Genomic DNA, 24,007 nt, shown 5'->3' with positions numbered 1-24,007 from the left:
CCGCCTGTATACGCCGTTGTCGCCCCGGACGAGGTCCCGTATGCTGCTCCGACGTTGAGCAGCAGCGGGCGTCCACCTCACGAACCCGGCGATGCGCTCGCCCCGCGTTCGTGGGTGCGGCAGCGGATCGAGGCTTGGATCGACGCCCCCACCGGCCCGCCGATGCTGGTCGTCCGCGGGGATCCCGGCTCCGGCAAGTCGAGCACGTTGCTCCAGGTCGTGGCCGACCGACCGGCGGCGATCGTCACCTCGATCGTCCGCGAGCCGGGCAGCACGGCCTCGTTCGACAGCCTCTCCCTGCTCGGCTCGCTGATCGAGGGCCTCGAGCAGGCCGGGATCCAGGTGCCCCGAGGACCGGAGGCCGCGCTCCCGCCGGGCGTCTCGCTCGACGTCCACCTCGACGTCGGCGAGATCCAGAGCGGGGGCAACGCGATCGGTGCTGTGCTCCAGCTCGCGACCGCGAGCGGGATCCTGCCGATCGCCGAACGGCTGGTCCGGGCCGTCCCCGCCGCACGCCGCCTGGTGGTCGTCGTCGACGCGCTCGACCAGGCCCAGGACGACGGCGCGGACGAGTTCCTCGCCACGATGGGCGCGATCCTCCGCGCTGCCGAGGGAACCGGGCTCCGCCTGCTCTGCGCGTCCCGCCGCGAGCTGCCGCTCGGCTTCGACGAGCGGGCGACGACGAGCTTCGACCTCGTCCGTGACGCCCCCGCCACGGACGAGGACCTCCGGCGCCACCTCGAACGGCTCTTCGCCGACCTCCCCGACGCGGAGCACCGACGGGCGGTCCGGACGATCCTCGACGGTGCGGCCGACAACTGGCTCTGGGCGACGACGAACGCCCGGACGCTGCGCGCCGAGATCGACGAGCACGGCGCGCTGCCGGCGACGATCGAGCTCGCGTCCGGGCTCGACGGGCTCTACCGCGACGGGGTCCGCCAGATGCGGCGGCGCCTGGGCGACGCCTGGGAGACGGCGGCCCGCTCGATCCTGGCCGCGGTCGCCTGCGCCTTCGACGACTACCTGACCGCCACCGAGCTGCGCTGGATCACCGGCCTCGGCCCCGCGCAGATCGAGGACGTCGTCCGCACCTGCGAGCCGTTCCTCCAGCGGAGTGCCCCGGGGGTCCGGCTGTTCCACCCCGACTTCGCGCGCTGGCTGCTGGCGGGCAACGTGCCCGGAGCGTCGGAGGAGTCCGCCCATCTGGCCGTCGCGCGGGGGTTCACCGCCTTCGGCCACGACACGCGGTGGGCCGATCCAGACGGGAACGCCGCCTCCCGCGTCGTCGAGCACTGGTGCGCCGTGCTCGTGATGGACCCGTTCAGCCCCACCTTCCACGAGCACGAGCAGGCGCTCGCCTCGGTCCTCGAGAACCGTGACTGGGCCCAGCGGACGGACGCCGGCTTCGACGCGATCCGCCAAGCGGGGCTGGTCGCTCCGACCTTGAGCTTCCCGGGGACGCGCTTTCCGCTCCGCACCGGGCTGCTTGCCCTCGCCCGCTCCCCGGCCAGCCACCTGTTCGTCGGCCAGGTCCTCGCCGCCCAGCTCACCGAGGCCGAGCTGGCCGCGTTCCAGGAGCTCCCCAACCACGGCCCCGAGGCGTTGCGCTGGCTCCACGAGCACCTGCCGGGCTACCAGCAGCTCGTGCTCCGCAGCCTCTGGAGCGCGACCCTCGACGGTGCGTTCCACCTCAGCCGCAGCGACGGCAAGCTCGTCGCGACCCTGACCCCGGACGCCGTGCTCCAGCTGGCGGGCGGTCTCGGCCCCGATGCCGCCGAGCAGGCGTCGGACGCGCTGGAGGAGGTCTCGACCGAGCACCTCGACACCCTCCTCGAACGGCTCGCGACGCTCGCGGACGGCGCGATGGTCGACCCGCTCGGGGCCTCGATCCTGTTGGCCGACGGGCACGGCGAACGCGCCAAGCGGCGCGGCCACGACCCGGAGGCGGACACCGACGCGGCCCCCGACGCCGGCCCCGACCCGGGCCGGGAGGACCGATTCGCCGAGATCGAGCACTATCGGAACGCGCTGCGGATGGCGGCGTCCGACGACCGCCGTCGCCTCCAGGTGCTCGCCGGCCTGGCCGACGCCCTCCGGCGGCTGTCCGAGCCCACCGACGCCGACGTCGACGAGCTGGTCGCCTGCCAGACCGAGATCGTCGATCGGCGCCGCGAGAACGCCGACCCTGGGTGGGCCAAGTCGCTGAACCTGCTCGGCGACGCCTACCGCGGGCGTGCCGCCCGGCGCGACGGAGACGCGGCGACGGGCGACCTCCGGCAGGCCCTCGCCTGCTACCGCCAGGCGCTCGAGAGCATCGACTCCGACGATCGGCGGTACCTGATGTTCGCGACCGACGCCGCCGAGGCCCTGGCCGCTCTCCCGCACCGGTCCGAGGACGAGCTCGACGAGCTGATCGTGCTCCGCGGCGCCGCCCTCGAGCGCCGCTCGTTCCCGGGCATGCGGTGGGGCATCGCCTCCAACCAGCTCGGCTCGGCGCACCGCGAGCGGGCCCGGCGTGTTCCGGACGCCGGCACCGACGACACCGCCGCGGCGCTCTTCCACTACCGGCGGGCCGTGCTTGCCGTCCCCGCCGGGGACGGACCGTTCGTCGGCTTCGCCAAGGACATGGTCAACGTGCTCGTCGAGATGGACGAGCGGAGCGACCCCGAGCTGGCAGAGCTCCTGCAGCTCGTCGAACTGATCGACGTGCACGAGAGCGAGACCTCGGCCCACGACCGGCAGACCTCGGCGCTGATCCTCGGCAACGCGTACTTCGAGCGCGCCCTACGGCGGTCCGGCGAGCTCCGGGACCAGGACCTGCGGCTGGCGCTCGAGCAGCGCCGCCCCGCCCTCCTCTCGACCGACGAGGAGGCGCGCGAGATCGCGGTCTTCGGCACCGCCAACGCGCTGCTCGCGCTCGAGCACCGCTCCGACGACGAGATCGAGGAGCTGATCCGTCTCCAGACCGAGATCGTCGAGCGGCCCCGCGACCACCGGTCCGGGTTCTGGCCCCAGGCCATGAACCTGCTCGGGGACGCCTACAGCGACCGCGCCGAGCGCCACGACGATCCGCTCGCCCAGGCCGACGATCTCGCCTCCGCGCTCAACGCCTACCGGCAGGCGCTGGAGGCCTCCGGCCCGGACGACGAACGGCGCCTGGTCTACGCGGTCGACACGGCGAACATGATGGTGGTCCACGCCGCCGTCACCCGCAGCGGAGGACCGGCGACGCTCGACGCGGCGACGAAGCTGATCGTCCATGCGCTCGGCACCACGCCCGGCGATCCGTCGCGACACCTGTCCGTGATGCCGGTGCTGCGCTCCCGTCTCCGGGGGATCGGCCTGTGAACCGCCCGCTCCCGCCCACCGTTCCGACGAAACGAGCCCTCCGTGGATGACCTCAGCCTCGCCGCGATCAGCGCCGTGGCGCTCGCCAACGGGATCCAGTTCCTCTACGCCCAGGCCGGCGAGGCGCTGACCCGCTGGCGCGCCCGCCGCGACGACCCGTCCGAGACGGCCGACGACGGCCGTGCGCTCGACGTCGAGGCGCTGGAACGGCTCGAGCCGGAGATCCGCGCCCTGCGGGCCGCGATCGGCGACCAGGCCCTCGGCCAGGCTCCGGTCGACCCGGGGAACCCCGACCTGCTGCTGGCCACCGACGCGCTGCGGCGGGCGCTCGAGGTCGTGTTCCGGGAGCCGATCACGTTCGACGGCGAGCGTCGGGACGACCGGGCGGACGTCGACCACGTGATCGAGGTCGACGTCCGCGAGGTCGCCGGGTACGTCGCCGGCGTCCGGGCCCGGGTCGTGGAGCACGGACGGCTCCGGGTCTCGGTCTCGGCCGACGCGATCCGCCCGGGCGGACGCGTCGTTGGCCTCGACCTCGACCGGCTCGGCTGACCCGTCACCGACGGGCCCGCTGCTCAGCGCACCCGTCACCGACGGGCCCGCTGCTCAGCGCGCGCTGACGTGCCCGTGGCGGACGTTCAGCCGCAGCGAGGCGTGGGACTTGTCCTTCAGCGTCACGCGGACGACGACGTTCGCGTGACGGCGCTGGCTCGCCGAGAGGCGGATCGGCTTCGCGTAGCGCTTGTAGCCGGAGTGGCGGACGATCCGGTAGTCGGTCCGCGCGATCCGGCCGCTGGCTGCGACCTTCAGCGAGAGCCGGCCGTTGCGGATCTGGGCCTGCTTGACCCGCACCCGCTCGGCCGTGCGGGTCGTCGCGGTCGTTCCGCGCTTCTTCCCACGGTCCTTCCGCGAGCCACCGTCGCCGCGACCCGGCTTCGTCGAGCCGGAGCCGCCCGAGGTCGAGCCGCCGCCCGAGGTGGAGCCGCCACCCGAGGTCGAACCGCCACCCGTCGAGCCGCCACCGGTCGAACCGCCACCCGTCGAGCCGCCACCCGTCGAGCCGCCACCGGTCGAACCGCCACCCGTCGAGCCACCGCCCGTCGAGCCGCCGCCCGTGCCGGGCCCGGGGTCGGCCACGCCGCCCCCGGAAGCGCCGATCCGCGACGAGCGGACCATCGCCCGGTCGAACCAGAGGTCGAGCGGGGTGCTCTGCGCGCCTGCGCCGATCGCGACCAGGCCGTAGCGCAACCGCGTCACGCCACGCCCGTAGCTGTTGGCCTTGCTCGAGGACGAGACCAGCTTGTCGTCGATCCAGACCTCGTTGACGGCGGTCCCGTCGCTCGGGCTCAGCTTCTGGTGGACCTCCAGCCAGAACCAGCGGCCCTCGGGCACGTCGAACGCCGGCGCCACGTTCATGTCGTTGCTGGACCCGCCGCCCGACGAGCCGCTGACGTACTCGCCCATCCGGTACAGGTGGGCCTTGTTGTCGGCCTTCAACAGCCCGATGCCGCCGTAGTCGGTGGTCGAGGCCGAGCCGTAGTTGTCGTACCGCATGAGGTCGGTCTCCGACTTCATGCCGGCCTTGAACCCCGCCGGGAGGTAGAACGCCCCGCCGTAGTAGACGTCGTCGCCGGTCGCCCAGCCGACGTTGAAGATCCCGCGGGCGAAGCCGTTCGCGCCACCGCCGTCGTAGCGGGCGTGCGCGGCCGCCCCACCCTCGTAGCTGCGGCTGCGGTCGATCGAGAGCGTGCCGGTCGTCGCGTTGGTCTGGTCGAAGCCGGCGAAGCTGCCGGCGTTCATGTCGGCGGTCTTCGGGGCCACCGCGGCGGAGGCGCCGGCGGCCGGGAGCGCGACCAGCGCGCCGGCCACGACGCCGGCGGCCAGCGCGGACCGCCAGACCCGGTGCGACGCCCCGCGGTGATTGCTCTCGGAGGTCCCGTTACTCGTCGTCTCCTGCATTCCTGCTCCTTCGGTATGCGCCCAGCAGGCAGTACCGCCTGCCGGTGTCAACCAAATGTTCGGAGAGGGTTCGCCGCGGAGTCAGGAATCTCCCCCTTTTTCGGCGGCACGAGCTGTGAGGATCCTGTTTTTTCGGGAGTAGCGGACGGCCCCAGCGGCCCGTGGCTGCCCGAGTCACTGATCACGCGTCCCTGCCCCGGGGCCCGATCGGGGAACGCGATGGACCGTCAGCAGCAGTTTCGACGCAGCGCCCGGCCGATGCTGCTGGTCGACGGCACCCGCCGGATCGTCGACGCCAACCGGGTCGCCTGCCTGCTGCTGCGACTCTCGCGCCCGGAGGTCACCTCCCTCACCCTCGACGACCTCGTCCCCGAGAGCGAGCGCGCGCAGCTGACGGAGGCGCTCGCTCCGATCGAGGGCTCCGCCCCCGACGAGGACGGGCCCGATATGCCGCTCGACGAGCGCCAGCCGATCACGCTCGCCCTGCAGATGCCGGACGGCGGCCGGCTGGTGGTCGACATCCGCTGCGTTCCCAACGTCTCCGAAGGCGTCCACCTGCTGGCCCTCGACTTCCCCGCGACGGGCCGCGCGCCGGAGCCGCCCAGCGAGCAGCTCCTGACCGACCGCGAGCGCCAGGTCCTGACGCAGGTCGCGCTCGGCCGGACCGGCCAGGCGATCGCCGCCGACCTCTTCCTCTCCCCCGCGACCGTCGAGTCGCACGTCTCGCACGCCCTCACCAAGCTCGAGGCCCGCAACCGGCCGCACGGCGTGGCGCTCGCGTTGCGCCGCGGCGAGATCGACGCCAACGCCTTCGCCGTCCCCCGCGCGATGGTCACGATCGTGGCCGAGACCGGTGACCGCATAGCGCCGCCCGACCTCCAGCAGGTCACGATCGACTCGCTCGACGATCCGATTGCCGTCGTCGGCGAGAGCGGGACGATCCTCGCCGTCAACGAGACCTGGCGGCAGGTCGCGATCGAGCACGACGCCGCCGACACGACCGGGCCCGGCACCAGCTACCTCGGCGTCTGCGACCGGGCAGCCGACGAGTGCGAGGACGCGATCGAGGCGGCCTGGGGCATACGGGAGATCCTCAGCGGCCGGATCGAGAGCTTCCTGACCGAGTACTCGATCGACGATGGCGAGAGCGAGGGCGAACGGCGCTGGTTCGAGGCCCGTGCCGTCCGCTACCGCGGCGACGGCCCACCGCGGGTGGTGATCCGCCACCGCGAGATCACCGCCCGGCGGCAGGTCGAGGTCGAGGAGCGGATCACCCGCAGCCTGCTGGACGAGGTCGACTCAGCGGTCGTGCTGTCGTCGCTCGACGGGGTGGTGACCCGCTGGAAGGCCGGGGCCGAGACGCTCTACGGCTGGAAGGAGGAGGAGGCGCTCGGCCGGCCGCTCGGCGAGCTGACCGTCGAGCTGCGCGAGGCCGAGCTGTTCCGGGCCAGCATCAAGGCGGTCCTGCGCGAGGGCCACTGGTCCGGGGAGCTGCGGATGCGGCCGCGCAAGGGTCGACCGTTCGAGGCGTTGGTCCGGCATGGCCTGATCCGCAACGGGGGCGGCAAGCCGATCGGGATCGTCAGCGTGTCGGTCGACGTCAGCGCCAAGGTCCAGGCCCAGCGCGCGCTGCTCTCGGCCCGCGACTGCCTGCGGGTGGTGGCCTCGGCGATGGATGAGGGCCTGGTCACGCTCGACGCGTTCGGGCTGGTGACCGACGTCAATCCGGCAGCCACGCGGATGCTCGGGTGGACCGCCGACGAGCTGCGCGGCAAGAGCATGCACGAGGCGATCTCGGCCGTGCGTCACCCGCCGGCGACGGGGCGGGCAGGACGGCAGTTGCGGGTGCCCGCCGAGGAGTTCCTGCGCCGCGACGGCACCGCGCTGACCGTCTCCTACACCGCCGCGCCCTACGACTCCGGCGACGGCGCCTCCGGGTCGGTGGTGGTCTTCCGCGACGTCAGCGCCCAGCAGCACGAGCAGTCGCTGCTCCACCACGCGCGCACGACGGCCCGGATCCTGCGCAAGATCCGCGACGCGCTCGCCGAGGATCGCTTCGTGCTCCAGGCCCAGGCGATCGTCGACCTACGGTCCGGGGCGGTCGTCCGGCACGAGCTGCTGCCGCGAATCGCCGCCCGAGGCGGCGGCCTGATCTCGGCCGGGCAGTTCCTCCCGATCGCCCGCGAGCACGGGCTGATCCGGCGGATCGACCGCTGGCTGCTCGCCCGTGCCGTCCGGATCGCCCAGCGCGGCGTCGCCGTCGAGGTCCAGCTGTCCGCCGAGTCCGTGACCGACCCGACGCTCCTGCCCTACGTCGAGTCGCTGCTGCACCCCGACGAGGGCGACGCGGACGCCGGGACCGGCGGGCAGGCGTTCACGACCTCGGGCGAGGGCGTCCCGGCACCGACGGGGGCGACCGGGGCGACGGCCGACCTCCCGACCCCGGAGGCGGCCACGGCCCCCGAACCCGCCGACGACGACGCGACCGCGAGCGAGGTCGACCCCGCGCTGCTGACGTTCGGGATCACCGAAGCCGCGCTCCGCTCCGACGAGGCCGTCGCCCGCGCGTTCGTCCGCCGGGTCGCCGAGCTCGGCTGCCGGGCCGCGCTCGACGACTTCGGGGCCGGCTACGCGGGCATCACCCACCTGCTGGAGCTGCCCTGGAGCGCGGTCAAGATCGACGTCTCGTTCGTCGCCGAGCTGCGCGAGGACGACCGCAGCCACAGCGTCGTCCGCGCGATCGTCGAGCTCGCCCGGGGCTTCGGCCTCGACACCATCGCCGAGGGCGTCGAGGACGAATCGACCCGAGCGCTGCTCGTCGACCTCCACGTCGACCTCGCCCAGGGCCCGCTGCTGGGCCGGCCGCTGCCGATCGACGAGGTGGTCCGGCAGTACGGCCGCGACGGCGCCGCCGCCGGTTGACGTCGACGACGGGCGGGCCTCAGGCGTGACCGGGGCCGTCCTCGTCGGCGGCCCGGGCGCAGCGGAAGCCGATGTGGCTGGTGCCGGTATCGACCATCTGCGGTCGCCGCGCCGCCGGCCGGTAGCGGCGGCAGTAGCTGTCGGCGCAGAGGAACGACCCGCCCTTGATCACCTTGCGGGGGATCGCGAACTGGGGCTGAGCGGGATCGAGGCTCGCGCTCGCCTCGCCCCCGTGCGGGTTCCGCGGCACGCAGCAGGCGTGCTCGGCGTCGTCGGGATGACGGTCGCCGTACCAGTCGGCCGTCCACTCCCAGACGTTGCCGACCGCGTCGAACAGGCCGTAGCCGTTGGCGGGATGGCGGCCGACGGCGGTGGTCGTGCCGTAGCCGGGAGCGGGTCGCCACGGGAAGTCGCCGTGCCAGAAGTTCGCCCGCCGCTCGCCCGCTCGCTCGGGTGCGTCGCCCCAGGCGTAGGCGGCGCCCTCGAGACCGCCGCGGGCCGCCCGCTCCCACTGCGCCTCCGTCGGCAGCTCGCGGCCCGCCCAGGTCGCGTAGGCGCGGGCGTCCTCGTCCGCGACGTGGACGACCGGATGGTCGCTGCGTGCGGCCAGCGAGGAGGCCGGCCCCTCCGGGGTGCGCCAGCAGGCTCCGGGCGTCCAGGTCCACCACTGGTTGATGTGACGCAGGTCGACCGGCCCCGGCGTCGGCGTGAAGACGAGTGACCCGGGGACCAGGTTCTCCGCCGGAGCGCCGGGGAAGTCGGCCGGATCGAGCGGCCGCTCGGCGACGGTCGCGTAGCCGGTCGCGCCGACGAATCCGGCGAACTGGTCGTTGGTGACCGGGTGGCGCTCGATCCAGAAGCCGTCGACGGCGACCCGGTGGGCCGGTCCCTCCTCCGGATAGTGGTCGTCGGAGCCCATCCGGAACGTGCCGCCGGGGATCCACGCCATCGCGCCGATCGCCGGCGGCTCGCCGTTCCGGGTCGTCCCCGTGCCGCGCGCGGTCCGCACTAGTGGCCCGAGGTCAGCCAGGCGTTGAGCTTCGCGACCGCGTGGTCGATCGTGAAGCTGGCCGCCTCCTGGCGCGGCGGGAACTCCTTGTAGGTCTCCAGGATCGCGGTCGTGATCGCGGTCGCGTAGAAGGTGATGTAGTCGTGGTCGATGAACCAGTCCCAGTAGGTGTTCGAGGTGATGTCCGCCCGCTCATAGGGATCGGTCCGGAGGTTGAACAGCTTCGGCAGCCGCAGCGCCACGAACGGCTCCGCCCACAGCTGCAGCGTCCCCTGGACCCGCTGCTCCATGAAGACGACCTTCCAGTTGTCGAACCGCAGCCCGAGCACGTCGCCGTCGTCGGAGAAGTAGACGAACCCCAGCCTGGGGCTCTTGTCGACCTCGCCGGTCAGGTAGGGCAGCAGGTCGTAGCCGTCGATGTGGACCTTGTAGGTCTTGTCGCCGATCGTGTGGCCCTGCTTGAGCTTGTCGACGATCTCGGGCTCGCCCGCCGCGGCGAGGATCGTCGGCAGCCAGTCGTGGTGCTGGACGATCTCGTTGGAGACCTCGCCGGCAGGGATCCGGCCGGGCCAGCGGATCAGCTCCGGGACCCGGAAGGCGCCCTCCCAATTGGTGTTCTTCTCGCTGCGGAACGGGGTCGTGCCGGCGTCGGGCCAGGTGTTGGCGTGGGGCCCGTTGTCGGTGCTGTAGATCACCAGCGTGTCATCGGCGATCCCCAGCTCGTCGAGCAGGTCCAGCAGCCGCCCGACGTGCCCGTCGTGGTCGATCATCGTGTCGTGGTACGGCGACTGCCAGCGTCCGGCCTGGCCCACGCTCTCCGGCTTCGGATGGGTCCGCAGGTGCATGTGGGTGGTGTTCATCCAGACGAAAAACGGCGTCTCGGCCTCGTGCTGGCGGCGGATGAAGTCGGCGGCGACGCCGATCGTCTCGTCGTCGATCGTCTCCATCCGCTTCTTCGTCAGCGGGCCGGTGTCCTCGATCCGCTGGCGTCCGACGCGACCGAAGCGGGGTTCCTCGGTGTCGTCGTCCTCGTCGGCCGCCCACGAGTGGATCACGCCCCGCGGCAACGCCAGCGCGTGGAGACGGGGGAAGTCCTTCTCCTGGGCGTAGTCGGGCAGCTCGGGCTCCTCCTCCGCGTTGAGGTGGTAGAGGTTGCCGTAGAACTCGTCGAAGCCGTGGACCGTCGGCAGGTACTTGTTCAGGTCGCCGAGGTGGTTCTTGCCGAACTGCCCGGTCGCGTACCCCAGCGGCTTGAGCAGCTCGGCGATCGTCGGGTCCTCGGCGCTCAGCCCGATGTCGGCCCCCGGCACGCCGACCTTGCTGAGGCCGGTGCGGAAGACGCTCTGCCCGGTGATGAACGCCGCGCGCCCGGCGGTGCAGCTCTGCTCGCCGTAGGAGTCGGTGAAGCGCACGCCCTCCTCGGCGATCCGGTCGATGTTCGGCGTGCGGTAGCCCATCAGGCCATCGCTGTAGCAACTGAGGTTGCTGATGCCGATGTCGTCGCCCCAGATCACCAGGACGTTCGGCTGCGGGTTCTCGCTCACGGTCTTCGGCTCCTCGTACGGACGGCGGACGGCTTCGCCGAGGATCGGGTCAGACGGGGCGGGCGGGCATCACCCAGCCAGGGTGATCGGCCCGGAAGGCCGAGCCGGCGCGGCGCCCGACGCCCGTCCCTCGCGGCCGTCGTGGGGCCGTTCGACGTGCTCCCGTCGCCCGCGTGAGCCGCGCCACGACGGCGTCGCGGGCGGCTGAGAGAGTCGGGCCGTGACGTGGACGCCCGACCGGGAAGCGCTGCGCGGTCGGGTCGCCGTGGTCGCCGGCGCGACCCGCGGGGCCGGCCGCGGGATCGCCACGGCGCTCGGCGAGGCCGGGGCGACGGTCGTCTGCACCGGCCGCAGCAGCCGCTCGGGGACGACCGTCTCCGACTACGACCGACCCGAGACGATCGAACGGACCGCGGAGCTGGTCAGCGCGCTGGGCGGGACCGGGATCCCGCTGGCCGTCGACCACCTCGATCCGGAGCAGGTCGGGCACCTGGCCGAGCGGATCCGCGACGAGCACGGCCGGATCGACGTGCTCGTCAACGACATCTGGGGTGCCGAGACCCTCAAGGGCGGCCCCGCCCGGTGGAACACGCCGATCTGGGAGCACGACCTCGAGGACGGGCTGCGGATCCTGCGGCTGGCGATCGAGACCCACCTGGTCACCTCCCACCACCTGCTGCCGCTCCTGATCGACGGGCCGGGCGGCCTGCTCGTCGAGGTCACCGACGGCACCAGCGAGTACAACGCCTCGCGCTACCGGATCTCCGTCTTCTACGACCTGGCCAAGGCGGCCGTCAACCGGCTCGCGTTCTCCCAGGGCCACGAGCTCGCCCCCTACGGCGCGACCGCCGTGGCGCTGACCCCGGGCTGGCTGCGGTCGGAGATGATGCTCGACGGCTTCGGCGTCTCCGAGCCGAACTGGCGCGACGCCCTCGCCCCCACGGGCCCCGCGCCCGCCGACTTCGCGCTCTCCGAGTCCCCGCGCTTCGTCGGCCGCGCCGTCGCCGCGCTCGCCGCCGATCCCGAGCGCGGCCGCTGGAACCAGCAGTCGCTCGACGTCGGCCGACTCGCGGCGGCCTACGGCTTCCGTGACGTCGACGGCTCCCGGCCCGACTTCTGGCGCTACGACGCGGAGGTCCTCCAGGCGGGCGGCAACGGCCAGTACGCCGACTACCGCTGACCAGCCGTCGACGGACCGACGCGATCGGCCGCGCCGACGATCGGCCCGCCCCACCGGCCCCGCGGGCTTGCGCCCCGAGGCCGCGCCCGCCATGCTGCCCCGTGCGCACAATGTAAGCAACAGTGACTGGGAGTGGACATGGCCAACAAGGTGCTCATCAATCTGGCGACGGGCCTGGAGGACGCCGAGCGGGTGACGGTCGCCTTCCTCGTGGCCGGCGCCGCACTCGAACGGGGCCGCGAGGTCGCGATGTTCCTCACCAAGGAAGCCGTGCGGCTGGCGGTGCCAGGCCACGCCGAAGCCGTGGCCTGCGACGGCTGCCCGCCACTCGAGCGGCTGTTCGGACAGTTCGCCGAGGGCGGGGGCACGCTGCTGGTCTGCCCGATCTGCGTGACCGCCCGCAAGCTCGATGCCGACGCCTTCGTCCCCAACGCCCGCCTGGCCGGCGCGACGCCGATGCTGGCGTGGCTCGGGGACGAGGCGGGGACGGTCTTCAGCTACTGAGGGCCGGGCCCGCCTAGGCCGTGGCGTCGGCGGGGCGTGGGTACGGGTGCTGCGCGGCCCAGCCGACGATCGCCTTCGTACCCGCGACCACCGTGCCGTCGTCGCCGACGTAGACGGGCACGTCCTCCTGGCCCGTCAGCTCGCGGATCCCGTCGCGCTTCCCGCGGCGGGTCCAGGGCAGCGCCTTGAACCCGCCGACCTTCTCGATCTCGAACTCGTGGCCGGCGGTCCGCAAGGCCTTCGCGGCCTTCCCACACGGATGAATCGCCGGATTGCGGTCGGTTGCGGAACAGGTGTAGAGCGTGGCCATACCGCGGATGCTCCCACACCCCCGCGACACCCACCCAACCACCACCAACCACCAACCTCCGTCGCCCCCAACCCGACCGCGGTGGGGCGTTCGCTGCGGAGCCCCGGCGTACGGCCGGCGGCGTCGCTAGTCGCCGCTCTTGGTGGGCTGCTCGATTCCCCCGCGGCCACGCATGAAGAGCCGGCCGATCTGATCGCCCAGCTGCCGCGGCGTCCAGCGGTCGGGCTCGGCGACCAGCGCGCGGGCAGCGTTCTCGGCCATCCCCACGAACAGGTAGCCGTGAAGGCGCCCGTTGCTCTCGGCGTCCGGGACGCCCTGGCTCTCGAGCCAGCCCTGGGCGAGCTTGGCGATCACGTTGATCTGGTTCTCGCGCCCCCGCTGGATCCGGCGGGTGATCGCGGCGTCGGCGCCACCGGCACCGAGGAAGACGACCTGGAACGACTCGGGCGAGGCGACGACCGCCTCGAGGAAGGCCGTGAGCGCATCCGCGATCACCGGCTCGATGTCGTCCGTGTCGAGCGACTCCGGGACCGACGAGGCCATCGCCGCCAGGATCCGCTCCTCCTCGCGTCGCAGCAGCTCGCCGAAGAGCGCCTCCTTGCCGGCGAAGCTGCTGTACACCACGGGCTTGGAGACGCCGGCTCGGCGGGCGATCTCCTCCATCGACGCGCCCTCGTAGCCACGCTCCAGGAACACGCCGAAGGCGGCGTCCAGGATCATCGGCCGACGCACCTCGGGTCCGAGGTGGGCCGCCCGGGGCCGCTTGGTGCGTGTCGCCTGACGGGCCGCCGCGCGGGTCGCGGCCTTCCCGGCCTTCTCAACCGCCTTGCGGGCATTCTGGGCGGTCTTGGGGATCGATTTGGACATTCAGGAGGGGCCGGTCGAGGGTCCGTTGGCGGACGTGTACGGCGGCGTATCCTACCGCCGGTCGGCTTTGCGACGGAACCTCTTGCCGCCGCAATCCCCCCACTAGGGGGGCGTGCCGGACCATCGACGTCTCCGGAATCCCGGATCGCGGACCGCGCTCGCGCCGTCGGCGCGCCCCGTCCGTCTCCAATCGACTCCGCGTCGGCTCCGTCCCGCACGCCGTCCGTCGTCTGCCCCGCCCCTCGGGCCCAACCCGGCCCGGCCCGGCCCAGCCCAGCGGTGGCTCGCGCCGGCGGGTCCCCACGCCCACCGCGGGATAGCCTGCGAGGCATGCGCCTCGCCGCCGTCGACCTGGGCAGCAACTCGACCCGCCTGCTGATCGCCGAGCTCGGGGACGACGGCCGCCTGACCGAGCTGTACCGGCGCTCGACCGTGACCCGCCTCGGTCACGGCGTCGAACGGACCGGCCGGCTCGACCCGGAGGCGATCACGCGGGTCGCCGACGAGCTGGCGATCGTGCGCTCGCTGCTCGATCGCTACGCGGTCGAGCGCACCGTCGGCGTGTTGACGAGCGCCGTCCGCGACGCCGAGGACGGCCCGGCGTTCACCGCCCGCGTCCGCGACGAGTTCGGCATCGAGGCGCGCACGATCCCCGGCGAGCAGGAGGCCGCCCTGACCTTCCTCGGCGCGACCAGCGGCCGGACGCCGGGCGATCGCCCCGTGGCCGTCGTCGACGTCGGCGGCGGCAGCACCGAGTTCGTGATCGGGCACGGCGAGCAGGTCGACTTCAGCGTCTCGGTCCAGGCCGGCGTGGTCCGCCAGAGCGAGCGCCACCTGCACCACGATCCGCCCCTCCACGAGGAGCTGACCGCGCTCGCCGACGACGTCCGCGCCACGTTCGCCGCCGCGGTGCCGCCCGCGGTGCGGGCCGGGATCGGCAGCGTGATCGCCGTCGCCGGCACCGCCACCTCGTGCGCGGCGATCGCCCAGGAGCTCGACGCCTACGACATCGACCGCGTCCACGGCTACCAGCTGACCCTGGCCGAGATCGAGGAGCTGACCGCGCGGCTCGCCCTGATGGAGGAGCACGAGCGGGCCGGCGTGCGCGGCCTCCAACCGCAGCGCGCCCCGACGATCGTCGCCGGCTGCATCCTGCTGTCGGTCGCGCTGCGGCTGTTCGACGTCCAGGTCTGCGAGGTCTCCGAGCACGACATCCTGCGCGGCGCCGTGATCGCCGCCGCGACCGGCGAGCTCTGACCTGCGACCGACGCTGACCTGCGACCGACGGGGTCCGGGGTCCGTTCGCGTCGCGCCTCGAGGACGGGAGTCAGCATGCGTCGCATACCGACGCGAGCTGACCCCGATCCGGGCGGGCGACGCAACCTGACCCCGCTGCCCACCCCGTTCCGGCGATGGCTAACGGCCCTCCCAGGCGGCCGATCACTCTGAGACGGCTCTAGGCCAGGTTCGCCTTCCGCGGGTAGGCGACCGCCGGATCGGTCAGCACGTTGACCAGCGCCGGGCCGCCGGCGGCGAACGACCGTTCGAGCGCCGGACGCAGCTGGTCGGGCCGCTCGACCAGCTCGCCGTGGCCACCGAGCGCGGTCACGACCTGGTCGTACCGGGTCCCGGGTCGCAGGTCGGCGACCACCGAGTAGCCGTAGAGGAACTCCATCGGGTGCTTCTCCAGCGCCCAGATCCCGTTGTTGCCGACGACCGAGACGACGGCGACGCCGTGGCGGGCGAGCGTGTCGAACTCCATCCCGGAGAAGCCGAACGCGCCGTCGCCCTGGAGCAGCACGACCTGCCGTCCGGGATGGGCCAGCTTCGCCGCCAGCGCGTAGCCGGGTCCCGAGCCGAGACAGCCGAACGGCCCCGGATCGAGCCACGCGCCCGGCACGTAGCTGTCGATCGCGCGTCCGGCGAACGACCCGAAGTCACCGCCGTCGACGATCACGATCGCGTCGCGGTCGAGCATCTGGGCGAGCTCGCCGTAGATCCGCAGCGGATGCAGCGGCGAGCGGTCGTCCGCCAGCTCGGCCTGCTCGCCCGCGCGCCGCTCGTCCTCGGTCGCGCGCAGCCCGTCGACCCAGGCCGCGTTCCGCCGCGGGTCGCCCGCGGCCCCGTGACCGGTGGCCCCGCTCCGCAGCGCGTCGAGGATCGCGGGCAGGCCACCGTAGAGCTCCGCCGCGACCGGCCGCGGATGATCGCGCTGGGGCTCGACCCGGTCGATCACGATCAGCTCGGTGTCATCCCCGAACGCCTGGCCGAAGCCGAGCCGGAAGTCCATCGGCACCCCGACGACGAGCGCTACGTCGGCCCCGCCGAGCGCCTGCCCCCGGGTCCGCGAGAAGGCCAGCTCGTGGTCTGCCGGAACCACCCCGCGGGCCATCCCGTTCATGTAGACCGGGATCCGCAGCGCCTCGGCCAGCTCCAGCAGCGCCTGCTCGCCGTGCCCCCACCAGACGTTGGTGCCGACCATGATCACCGGCCGCTCCGCCTCCTGGAGCAGCGCCACCGCACGGTCGAGCGCGGCACCGTCGGCCGCCGGTCCGGCACCCGGCGCCGGCAGCACGGCCGGCCCGGCGGGATCGGGCGCCTCGGTGAAGACGTGGTCCATCGGGAAGTCGACGAACGCGGCCCCCGATGGTGCGGCGGTCGCGGCACGAAGCGCGTCGTCGACGAGGCCGGGGATCTCGGCCGGGGCGTTGGCGGTCGCGGCGAACCGCGTCAGCGGCCGCACGAACGGGACGTGGTCCAGCTCCTGCAACGACCCCATCCCCCAGCGCAGAGCCGGAGCGCGGCCGCCGAGCACGACCAGCGGCGACTGGTTCTCCTGGGCCGAGCCCAACGCGCTCATCCCGTTCGTGATCCCGGGTCCGGCGGTCAGCGCGGCCACGCCCGGCGTCCGGGTGACCTTCGCCCAGCCCTCGGCGGCGAAGGCGGCGGTCTGCTCGTGGCGGGTGTCGACCAGCCGGATGCCCTCCGAGCGGCAGCCGTCGTAGATCGAGAACAGGTGACCGCCCGAGAGCGTGAACAGCGTGTCGACCCCGTTGGCCAGCAGCCGCCGCGCGATCAGGCGGCCTCCGTGGAAGGACTCGGGAGGATCGGCCGGCGTCTGCTCGCTCGTCATGGGCCGACCCTACCGCGGGTCGGGAAGCGTGTCAGTCGTTTCCGTCGCCCCGCCGCCGGCCGCGCCCGCGGGGCCCGCGTCCGGGGCTCCCGCGGCCGCACCGGCGGCGTCCTTCGCGCGCACCAGCAGCCGCACCAGCCGGTCCTCCAGCTGCCCCTCGGGATCGTCGACGCGGCCGGCGAGCAGCGGCGCGTGCAGACGGACCGGGTCGCGCTTGCCGCGGACCGGCGCCGGAGGGCGGGCCGAGATCGTCCCGTGGTCGCGCTCGAGCCGTCGCCGAGTCTCCTCGGTGAACAGCACCACGTCACCGGTCCGGCGGGTGATCGCCTCGACCCGGCTGGCGGTGTTGACCGCGTCGCCGATCACGGTGAAGGCCGCCCGTCCGCCGCCGCCGATCGTCCCCGCCACGACCGGTCCGCTGTTGATCCCGATCCCCAGCTGGAGGTCGCCGCCGAAGTGCTGCCGGACGACCCGGGCGATCTCGATCGCGGCGGTGACCGCGGCGTCGGCGTGGTCGGGCAGCTCCGTCGGCGCGCCGAAGACGACCAGCAGGCCGTCGCCCTGGAAGGCGTTGGCGTGGCCACCGTAGCGCTCGACGACCGGCACCACCACGCCGTAGAAGTCGTTCAGCAGCGCGAAGACGTCCGCCGCCGAGGCCCGCTCGGCGAACGCGGTGAAGCCGCGGATGTCGACGAACGCCACGGTCACCTCGCGCTCGTCGCCCTGGAGCTGCGGCCCCTCGTCGAGCAGGCGGGTGGCGACGGCCGGGTCGACGTAGGTCCCGAGCGTCTCGTGGAGCCGGTCGCGCTCGCGCAGGCCCTGGAGCCCGACGTTGATCGAGCGAGCCAGCTGGCCGATCTCGTCGCCGCCGAGCACGGCCGCCCGCCGCTTCATGTCGCCGGCGGTGACCGCGTCGGTGGTGTCCTGCAGCTCGCGCAGCGGGGCGATGAAGCTGCGGGCCAGCAGCGCCGAGAGCCCGAGCGCGATCGTCGCGCTGGTCAGCAGCGCGATCGCCATCCCGAAGCCGAAGTCCGACAGCCCGTCGGCGCCGGTGCTGAAGCTGGCCACGACCCCGCCCGAGACGAGCGTGATCAGGGGCACCGCGATCAGCAGCCGCCAGCGCAGCGAGAGCGACGGGTCCAGCTCTGCGTCGTCCGAGAGCCCCGGCGCGACCGCCTCGACGACCGGGCGGAGGACCAGCTCCAGCTCCAGGTAGCGGATCAGGACGCCGGCGCTCAGCACCACCGTCGCCGCCAACGCCAGCGCGACGCCGCTGGGGAACGCGCTGAGGTCGGCGACCAGCGAGATCACCGTGATCATCACCACCGACGAGACCAGCGTCCGCATCGCCGCCGCGAAGCCGACCAGCCGCAGCGGCAGGCGGGTCAGGGCCCGCCAGGCCGCCGTCGCCCCGTCCGCGGTCGTCTCGCTGTCGTGCCAGTCCCGGACCGGCTGCAGCTGACGACTGGCGGTGCTGGTGACGAAGAACGTCTCGACCAGCGTCAGCGCCTGCGAGGTCCCGATGATGATCAGCCAGTCGCCCGCGGAGAGCGTGATGAACCGCGACAGGATCAGGATCGCCGCGAGTACGACGATGTGACCCTGGGCCAGGACCAGCAGGACGGCGAGGGTCGGATAGCGAGGACCGAGGCGCCGATAGAGCGCGTGTAGCGGGCGCCGAAGCACCCCGACATCCTCCCAGGCGGAGGCCCGAAGGCCCCTCGGCCCCGTGCCTACGGTCCCGTCGCCCGCGGCGGCAACGCCGACGCGACCGCCCCCGCGTCGAGGCCGGACACGGCGATCAGCTTGTCGCGGCTGGTCTGTCCCTGGACCACGCTCACCGCGCCGCGGGCGACCCCCAGCCGCTTGGCCAGCAACCGGCAGAGCGCCACGTTGGCGCGGCCGTCGACCGGCGGGGCCGTGACCCGCAGCAACAGCCGGTCGTCGCGCCAACCGACGATCTCGTCCTGGCGGCCGCGAGGTTGCAGCCGGACCGCGATCCTCGTCTCCTCCGACATCACGCGCTACCGTAGAGGAGGAGTACAGCGCCCGCGCGCCGGCGGCCGGTGGCCCCGGAAGCCAACCCGGGCACCGCCACCGCAACCTTTCTCCGTTCCCGGTGTTCCTACTTGTGGAACGGGATCTCGCGATGCGTGGCCCTGCCCCAAGCCCTGCACCGTCCGTCGTGGAAGTCTCCGCTCTCGATACCGCTCCCGTCCACCGTGGCCCCACGGCGCTCCTGCGTCTCCAGGGCGACGAGCGGCTGGTGACGCTCACGCGGCGCGGCAACCAGGCGGCCTACGAGGTCCTGGTCCAGCGGTACCAGTCGCGGCTGCTCTCCTTCTGCCGTCACATGCTCGGCAGCAAGGAGGACGCGGAGGACGTCCTCCAGGAGGTCTTCGCCAACGCCTTCAACGCGATCAACGGCGACGACCGCGCGATCAACGTCCGTCCCTGGCTCTACCGGATCGCCCGCAACCGGTGCCTGAACCACCTGCGCAAGATCCAGCCGATCGGCGTCGACACGATGGACGACCGGATCGCGGACAACGGCACGTCCGCGGCCGACACTGCCCACCGCCGTGAGGAGTTCCGCGAGCTGCTCGGCGACGTCAAGTCGTTGCCCGAGACGCAGCGGACCGCGCTGCTCCTGCGCGAGATCGACGCCCTCGCCTACGACCAGATCGCCGAGGCGATGGACACCACGGTGCCCAGCGTCAAGTCGCTGCTGGTGCGCGCCCGCGTCGCCCTCGCCGAGGCCTCCGAGGCTCGCAACCTGACCTGCGAGGAGGTCCGCGACGAGCTCGGCGTGGTCGCCGAGTCGCTCGCCCGGGCCAGCCCGCCCGTCCGGCGGCACCTGAAGGAATGCGAGCGCTGTGCCGCGTTCCAGACCCACCTCAAGGCGAACAACAAGACCCTCCAGGCGATCATGCCGATCGGCCCGCTGGTGCTGCTCAAGAAGCTGCTCGCGCACGCGACCGCCGGCCTCGGCGCGTCCGGCGGGGCGGCAGCCGGCAGCGTCGCCGCCGGCACGCTGACCGGGGGCATGCTGACCACCGGCGTCACCGCGATCGCCTCGAAGACCGCAGCCGGCCTCGCCGCCGCCGCGATCGTCACCGCCGGTGCGGTCGAGGTCGATCAGGCCCGGACCCGCTACAGCACCTCCGCCAAGCTCATCGACGTGCCGAACGTCGTCCGCGCCGCGGCACCGGTCGCTCCGCCGACCGTCCACGTCTCGACCCCGGCCGTGACGCCGGTCAAGCCCGCGCCCGGTCCCGAAGGCAGCGGTGGCCTCTCCCCCGCGGCCACGGCCACGGCGACGCCGACCGAGACGACGACCGGCGACGCCCGGGCGACGACGACCACGGCGCCGACGACCACCACCGCCCCGACGCCGACCGAGACGACGACGGCTCCCCCGACGCCGACCACGGATCCGGTCCCGCCGCCGGTCACGACCGCCCCGACCGCCCCGAGCGTGCCGACGACGACCGCGCCCGCCGTCCCGACGACGCCCCCGGTCGACAGCGGCGAGCAGACCACGACGCTGCCGTCGACGACGACCACCGTGCCGCCGACGACGACGGAGACCGCCCCGCCGGCAGCCACCGCGCCGCCGACGACCACCGAGCCGGGCCCGTCGACCAGCTCCACCACGCCCGCACCGCCGGCACCGAAGCCGACGCCCGGCGCGTCCGGCCAGCTGCCGACCCAGCCGCTCAGCAGCAAGAAGCCGGCGAAGAAGAAGCCGGCCAAGAAGTCGACGAAGAAGTCCTCCTCGCGCTAGTCCGCACCCGGCGGCCGCGATGCTCCGACGCCCGATTCGGCGCCCACCCCCGCGGCGGCGCCTGACGATCCGATCCACACGGGCCGGCCTCCCGGCCGGCCGCCGACGACCCGCCCGCGGCTAGGGCGCCTCGGTCCCGAACGCGACGCCGTAGAAGGGCGTCCGCATCGGCCCGTTCGAACCCGCCGTCGCGACGTTCGGCACCACGTCCGACTGCTGGCTCTGCAGCGACATGTCGAGCACCCGGGTGTCGGGCTTCGGGACGTCAGGCAGCAGCAGCAGCCGTACGCCGTACCAGAGCTGATCGCCGCGGTAGAACTGGTACCGGACGAGCCACCCGGCGTAGTCGCGGCCGATCTTGACGCGACCCTGCCCGCGGAGCTGGAACTTGTCCGGCCCGAGCTCGCGGCGCAGGTCGGCGACGATCGGGGCCATCCGCAGCGCGAGCTGCGCGACCGGGGCCCCGGCCGGCTCCGGTCGGGTCGGGGCCGGCCCGGCGTCGCGGAAGACCAGCTGCTCGGGTGCGCGTCCCGGGGCGGGCACGTTCTCCAGCCGCAGCAGCTCACCGGGACCGGCCGGCACGCGCTTGACGCGATCGTCGAAGCGGGTGTTGAAGGTCAACGGCCCCCGGACCACGACCTGCTCGAGCGGCCGTCCCCGCAGCAGCAGGTAGGCCGCGACCGCCGCGAGCAGCAGCACGAGCACCCCGACGACCGTCCAGCGGATGCGGGGTGGCACCCGGCGCAGGCGGGGGCCGGCGATCTCCGGCAGCGAAGGACCGTACTCGGGGCGCGCAATCGGCACGCAGGCGAGGGTACCGGTCGCCGCTCGCCGCGGGCTCGGTCACCCGCGCGGGCGGCGGCCGTTCCCGCGCGGCCCGGGCTCAGGCCCCGACGTCGAAGAGCGCGTCGAGGTCGTGCTGGCTGAAGGCCTCGAACGCCATCAGCGTCTGCGTCCGGCGGATGCCGACCACGCGGGAGATCTCGGTCGTGACGACCCGCGCCAGCTCCTCCGGATTGCGCAGCCGGACCATCGCCACGAAGTCCCATTCACCGGTCACGGAGTAGGCCTCGGCGACGCCTTCGACGTCGGCCAGCCGCTGCCCCAGGTCGGGGAGCGCTTGCTGGTCGGCTTGGATCAGGACGATTGCCGTGGACGCCATGGTGGCCTCAGATCTCGATCGACGCGTTGGGCTCGAGGACGGCGACCGTCGCCAGTCCGGCGTCCTCGACGTCGCGCTTGTAGGCCTGCACGTCCGTCTCGATCGGCGGGAAGGTGTCGTAGTGGATCGGCACCACGACCGGGGCGCCGACCAGCCGAGCCGCCTCGATCGCGTCGTGGCGGTCCATCGTGTAGTGGCCGCCGATCGGGATCAGCGCCGCGTCGAGCCGGTCGCGGCGACCGGGAAGGGCCAGATCGCTGAAGAGCGCGGTGTCGCCGAGGTGGTAGACGGTCTTCCCGCCGAAGTTGATCACCAGGCCGGCGGCGACGGCCACGGTCCCGCTCGGGGTCGTGTTCGTGTGCCAGGCCGGCACCAGGCGCACCCAGCCGCCCTCGAACGCGACGGTGCCGCCGAGGTTCGGGTCCGCGACGTCGAGCCCCTGAGCGGCGAGCTCGTTGGCGGTCTCCACGATCGCGACGACCTTCGCCCCGGTCCGCTTGGCGATCGCCACCGTGTCGCCGTAGTGGTCGCCGTGGCCGTGGCTCAGCAGGATGATGTCGGCGGGGACCTCGTCGGGCGAGACCGTCGCCTTCGGGTTGTCGCTGAGGAACGGATCCACCAGGACGTGGCGGCCGTCGGCCTCGAGCAGCACGGCCGACTGGCCGAGGAACGTGAGCTTGGTCATGCGGGGTTCTCCTCGCTCGAATCGCTTGGGGCGGGTTCGGGGTCCTGTTCGGCAGCCGCGGTCCCGGGATCCGCGAGCTCGCGGGCGAGCGCGAAGCCGACCGTCACCCCGACGAGCATCGCCAGCCGGGACTCGTCGGAGATCAGCGCGTTGAGCCGCTCACCGCGGGTCGCCAGGTCCGGCTCGGCGATCGCCGCGTTGACGACCTGCTCGTGGCCCTGGCTGAACCAGCCGCCGTCGTGCAGCGCTCCGTCGATGATCCGCTCGAGACCGGGGACCGCATGGGTGACGACCTCCTCGGCCCGGCGCAGCCGCTTCGGATCGCTGATCGCGCGGACGGCCGCGTCGACCTGCTCCGCGGTGTAGGGACGTTGCTCGGACACCAGAGAGAGCATACGCACGGGCGGCGCCCGTCGATCCCGGTCCGTCGGTCAGCGGCGGGCGGCCGAGAGCGCCAGCCCGAGGCCCGCACCGAGCAGGACCCCGAGCCAAGCGGCGACTGGCGCGCCGGCGACGACGATCGTGCTGGTGGCCAGGGTCACCAGCAGCAGCACCGAAGCCCCGAGCAGGTCGCCGTCGATCGACTCCTTGCGCTTGCGCGCACGCAGCTCGGCGACGATCCAGGCACTGGCGAGCGCCGTGGCGGCGCCGCTGGCGCCCGCCTGGATCCCGCCGCCGTCGATCGCCGCCGAGGCCACCAGGCCGCCGACCCCGGCGATCAGGAAGGTCCCGAGCACGATCGCCGGACCGAGCACGGGGCCCGTCCGTCGCTCCCACAGCCAACCGAAGACGCCGAAGGTCGTCAGGACCGCGAAGGCGTGCCAGATGTCGCTCTGCTCGTAGGAGAGCGCCGCGACGAGGTAGCGCCAGGCGGGGGTGTCGCTGAGGCCGCCACTGAGCAGCAGGTCCTGCTGGCCGATGATGATCGTCACCGGCAGCCCGATCAGGGAGACCAGGACGATCAGCAGCGTCGCCCACGGGCGTCCCTCGCCGACCGCGACGGCCGTCCGAAGACGGCCACCGGCAGGCCGACCGCGCTTCTTGGTCGACTGGGCCGCCGACGTCGGCCGCCGCAGCTTGGCGCGGCCCTTGCTCCGCAGCGAGACGACGTTGTCCCGCGGGTCGCCGGGATCGCCGACGGCGTCCTCCGGGCCGTCCCGGAGCAGCGCCTCGAGGTCGCCGTCCTTGCGGTCCAGGCGCGGAGCGCGCTTGCGGAGCCGGGTCCCGCAGTACGGGCATTCGGTCACGAAGGTGCTGACCTGCTGTCCGCAGGAGCTGCATTCCGTGAACAACTCTGCTGCGCCGCCCGCCATCAGACCTAGTGTAAGCCCGCCGGGGTACCCCGCGGCTCCCGTCCGCCAGATGGCCCCGATCCAGGAGCCCCGCGGGTCCATTTGAGGTGTTCGTGGACCGAGAGCTGGGCGCCAGCCCTGCCGAGGTCCACGCGGCGATGCCGAAACCCCGCGGGTCCGTCTGAGGTGTTCGTGGACCGAGCAGGTCGGCACGCGTGGACCGAGAGCTGGGCGCCAGCCCTGCCGAGGTCCACGCGGCGATGCCGAAACCCCGCGGGTCCGTCTGAGGTGTTCGTGGACCGAGC

The 24,007-nt window shown here is 73.3% G+C and carries 20 protein-coding genes; 7 read left to right on the top strand and 13 right to left on the bottom strand.

Annotated features, from left to right (window positions below):
• The first annotated feature begins 54 nt into the window (after positions 1–54).
• Together ACVUH9_RS12530 and ACVUH9_RS12525 are read left to right on the top strand one after the other, a co-directional pair.
• On the top strand, positions 55–3,348 hold the full coding sequence (locus ACVUH9_RS12530; RefSeq protein WP_475757373.1) for a hypothetical protein: 3,294 nt from the start codon (positions 55–57) through the stop codon (positions 3,346–3,348).
• Between the two features lie 42 nt (positions 3,349–3,390).
• Positions 3,391–3,900: a hypothetical protein gene (locus ACVUH9_RS12525; RefSeq protein WP_475757371.1), complete on the top strand. Its 510-nt coding sequence runs from the start codon at positions 3,391–3,393 to the stop codon at positions 3,898–3,900.
• Positions 3,901–3,954: 54 nt separating this feature from the next.
• On the opposite strand, the gene ACVUH9_RS12520 is transcribed toward ACVUH9_RS12525, so the two are convergent.
• Complete coding sequence (locus ACVUH9_RS12520; RefSeq protein WP_475757369.1) at positions 3,955–5,307, bottom strand: heparin lyase I family protein; 1,353 nt, start codon at positions 5,305–5,307, stop codon at positions 3,955–3,957.
• Positions 5,308–5,526: 219 nt separating this feature from the next.
• Here ACVUH9_RS12520 and ACVUH9_RS12515 point away from each other — a divergent pair, with 219 nt between their 5' ends.
• Positions 5,527–8,229: an EAL domain-containing protein gene (locus tag ACVUH9_RS12515; RefSeq protein ID WP_475757368.1), complete on the top strand. Its 2,703-nt coding sequence runs from the start codon at positions 5,527–5,529 to the stop codon at positions 8,227–8,229.
• A gap of 19 nt (positions 8,230–8,248) precedes the next feature.
• Here ACVUH9_RS12515 and ACVUH9_RS12510 read toward each other — a convergent pair whose 3' ends face one another.
• A complete protein-coding gene (locus ACVUH9_RS12510) occupies positions 8,249–9,178 on the bottom strand; it encodes a formylglycine-generating enzyme family protein (protein WP_475757366.1) in 930 nt (309 codons plus the stop codon).
• A 59-nt stretch (positions 9,179–9,237) separates the two neighbouring features.
• Positions 9,238–10,782: an arylsulfatase gene (locus ACVUH9_RS12505; protein ID WP_475757364.1), complete on the bottom strand. Its 1,545-nt coding sequence runs from the start codon at positions 10,780–10,782 to the stop codon at positions 9,238–9,240.
• Between the two features lie 220 nt (positions 10,783–11,002).
• Between ACVUH9_RS12505 and ACVUH9_RS12500 the strand changes: the two genes are divergently transcribed.
• On the top strand, positions 11,003–11,962 hold the full coding sequence (locus tag ACVUH9_RS12500; protein WP_475757362.1) for an SDR family oxidoreductase: 960 nt from the start codon (positions 11,003–11,005) through the stop codon (positions 11,960–11,962).
• 138 nt (positions 11,963–12,100) lie between these two features.
• A complete protein-coding gene (locus ACVUH9_RS12495; RefSeq protein ID WP_475757361.1) occupies positions 12,101–12,466 on the top strand; it encodes a DsrE family protein in 366 nt (121 codons plus the stop codon).
• A gap of 13 nt (positions 12,467–12,479) precedes the next feature.
• Here the strand turns inward: ACVUH9_RS12495 and ACVUH9_RS12490 are convergent, their stop codons facing one another.
• Together ACVUH9_RS12490 and ACVUH9_RS12485 are read right to left on the bottom strand one after the other, a co-directional pair.
• Positions 12,480–12,776, bottom strand: coding sequence for a glutathione S-transferase family protein (locus ACVUH9_RS12490; protein ID WP_475757359.1), 297 nt, complete (start codon positions 12,774–12,776; stop codon positions 12,480–12,482).
• A gap of 126 nt (positions 12,777–12,902) precedes the next feature.
• Positions 12,903–13,496, bottom strand: coding sequence for a TetR/AcrR family transcriptional regulator (locus ACVUH9_RS12485; protein ID WP_475757357.1), 594 nt, complete (start codon positions 13,494–13,496; stop codon positions 12,903–12,905).
• 477 nt (positions 13,497–13,973) lie between these two features.
• Here ACVUH9_RS12485 and ACVUH9_RS12480 point away from each other — a divergent pair, with 477 nt between their 5' ends.
• On the top strand, positions 13,974–14,900 hold the full coding sequence (locus ACVUH9_RS12480; RefSeq protein ID WP_475757355.1) for a Ppx/GppA phosphatase family protein: 927 nt from the start codon (positions 13,974–13,976) through the stop codon (positions 14,898–14,900).
• Positions 14,901–15,099: 199 nt separating this feature from the next.
• On the opposite strand, the gene ACVUH9_RS12475 is transcribed toward ACVUH9_RS12480, so the two are convergent.
• The 3 genes from ACVUH9_RS12475 to ACVUH9_RS12465 are packed head-to-tail and all read right to left on the bottom strand — an operon-like array spanning position 15,100 to position 18,794.
• Complete coding sequence (locus tag ACVUH9_RS12475; protein ID WP_475757353.1) at positions 15,100–16,776, bottom strand: acetolactate synthase; 1,677 nt, start codon at positions 16,774–16,776, stop codon at positions 15,100–15,102.
• A gap of 9 nt (positions 16,777–16,785) precedes the next feature.
• A complete protein-coding gene (locus tag ACVUH9_RS12470; RefSeq protein WP_475757352.1) occupies positions 16,786–18,462 on the bottom strand; it encodes an adenylate/guanylate cyclase domain-containing protein in 1,677 nt (558 codons plus the stop codon).
• 47 nt (positions 18,463–18,509) lie between these two features.
• Entirely contained in the window at positions 18,510–18,794 is a 285-nt protein-coding gene (locus ACVUH9_RS12465; protein WP_475757350.1) for a DUF167 domain-containing protein, read from the bottom strand.
• Positions 18,795–18,961: 167 nt separating this feature from the next.
• Between ACVUH9_RS12465 and ACVUH9_RS12460 the strand changes: the two genes are divergently transcribed.
• Positions 18,962–20,563: an RNA polymerase sigma factor gene (locus tag ACVUH9_RS12460; RefSeq protein WP_475757348.1), complete on the top strand. Its 1,602-nt coding sequence runs from the start codon at positions 18,962–18,964 to the stop codon at positions 20,561–20,563.
• A 120-nt stretch (positions 20,564–20,683) separates the two neighbouring features.
• Here the strand turns inward: ACVUH9_RS12460 and ACVUH9_RS12455 are convergent, their stop codons facing one another.
• The 5 genes from ACVUH9_RS12455 to ACVUH9_RS12435 form a co-directional block, all read right to left on the bottom strand.
• On the bottom strand, positions 20,684–21,367 hold the full coding sequence (locus ACVUH9_RS12455) for a hypothetical protein (protein ID WP_475757346.1): 684 nt from the start codon (positions 21,365–21,367) through the stop codon (positions 20,684–20,686).
• 79 nt (positions 21,368–21,446) lie between these two features.
• A complete protein-coding gene (locus ACVUH9_RS12450; protein WP_475757345.1) occupies positions 21,447–21,725 on the bottom strand; it encodes an Lrp/AsnC family transcriptional regulator in 279 nt (92 codons plus the stop codon).
• Positions 21,726–21,732: 7 nt separating this feature from the next.
• Positions 21,733–22,410 carry a metal-dependent hydrolase gene (locus ACVUH9_RS12445; protein ID WP_475757343.1) on the bottom strand — a complete coding sequence of 226 codons (678 nt, stop codon included), beginning with the start codon at positions 22,408–22,410 and terminating at the stop codon, positions 21,733–21,735.
• Entirely contained in the window at positions 22,407–22,793 is a 387-nt protein-coding gene (locus ACVUH9_RS12440) for a hypothetical protein (RefSeq protein ID WP_475757342.1), read from the bottom strand. The genes ACVUH9_RS12445 and ACVUH9_RS12440 overlap by 4 nt, the downstream gene beginning before the upstream one ends.
• A 48-nt stretch (positions 22,794–22,841) precedes the next feature.
• Positions 22,842–23,723 (bottom strand): rhomboid family intramembrane serine protease, encoded by an 882-nt coding sequence (locus tag ACVUH9_RS12435; RefSeq protein ID WP_475757340.1) that lies wholly within the window; start codon positions 23,721–23,723, stop codon positions 22,842–22,844.
• Positions 23,724–24,007 lie beyond the last annotated feature (284 nt).

The sequence above is a fragment of the Patulibacter ginsengiterrae genome, assembly GCF_056269115.1.
This window is presented reverse-complemented; position numbering and strand designations above follow the sequence as displayed.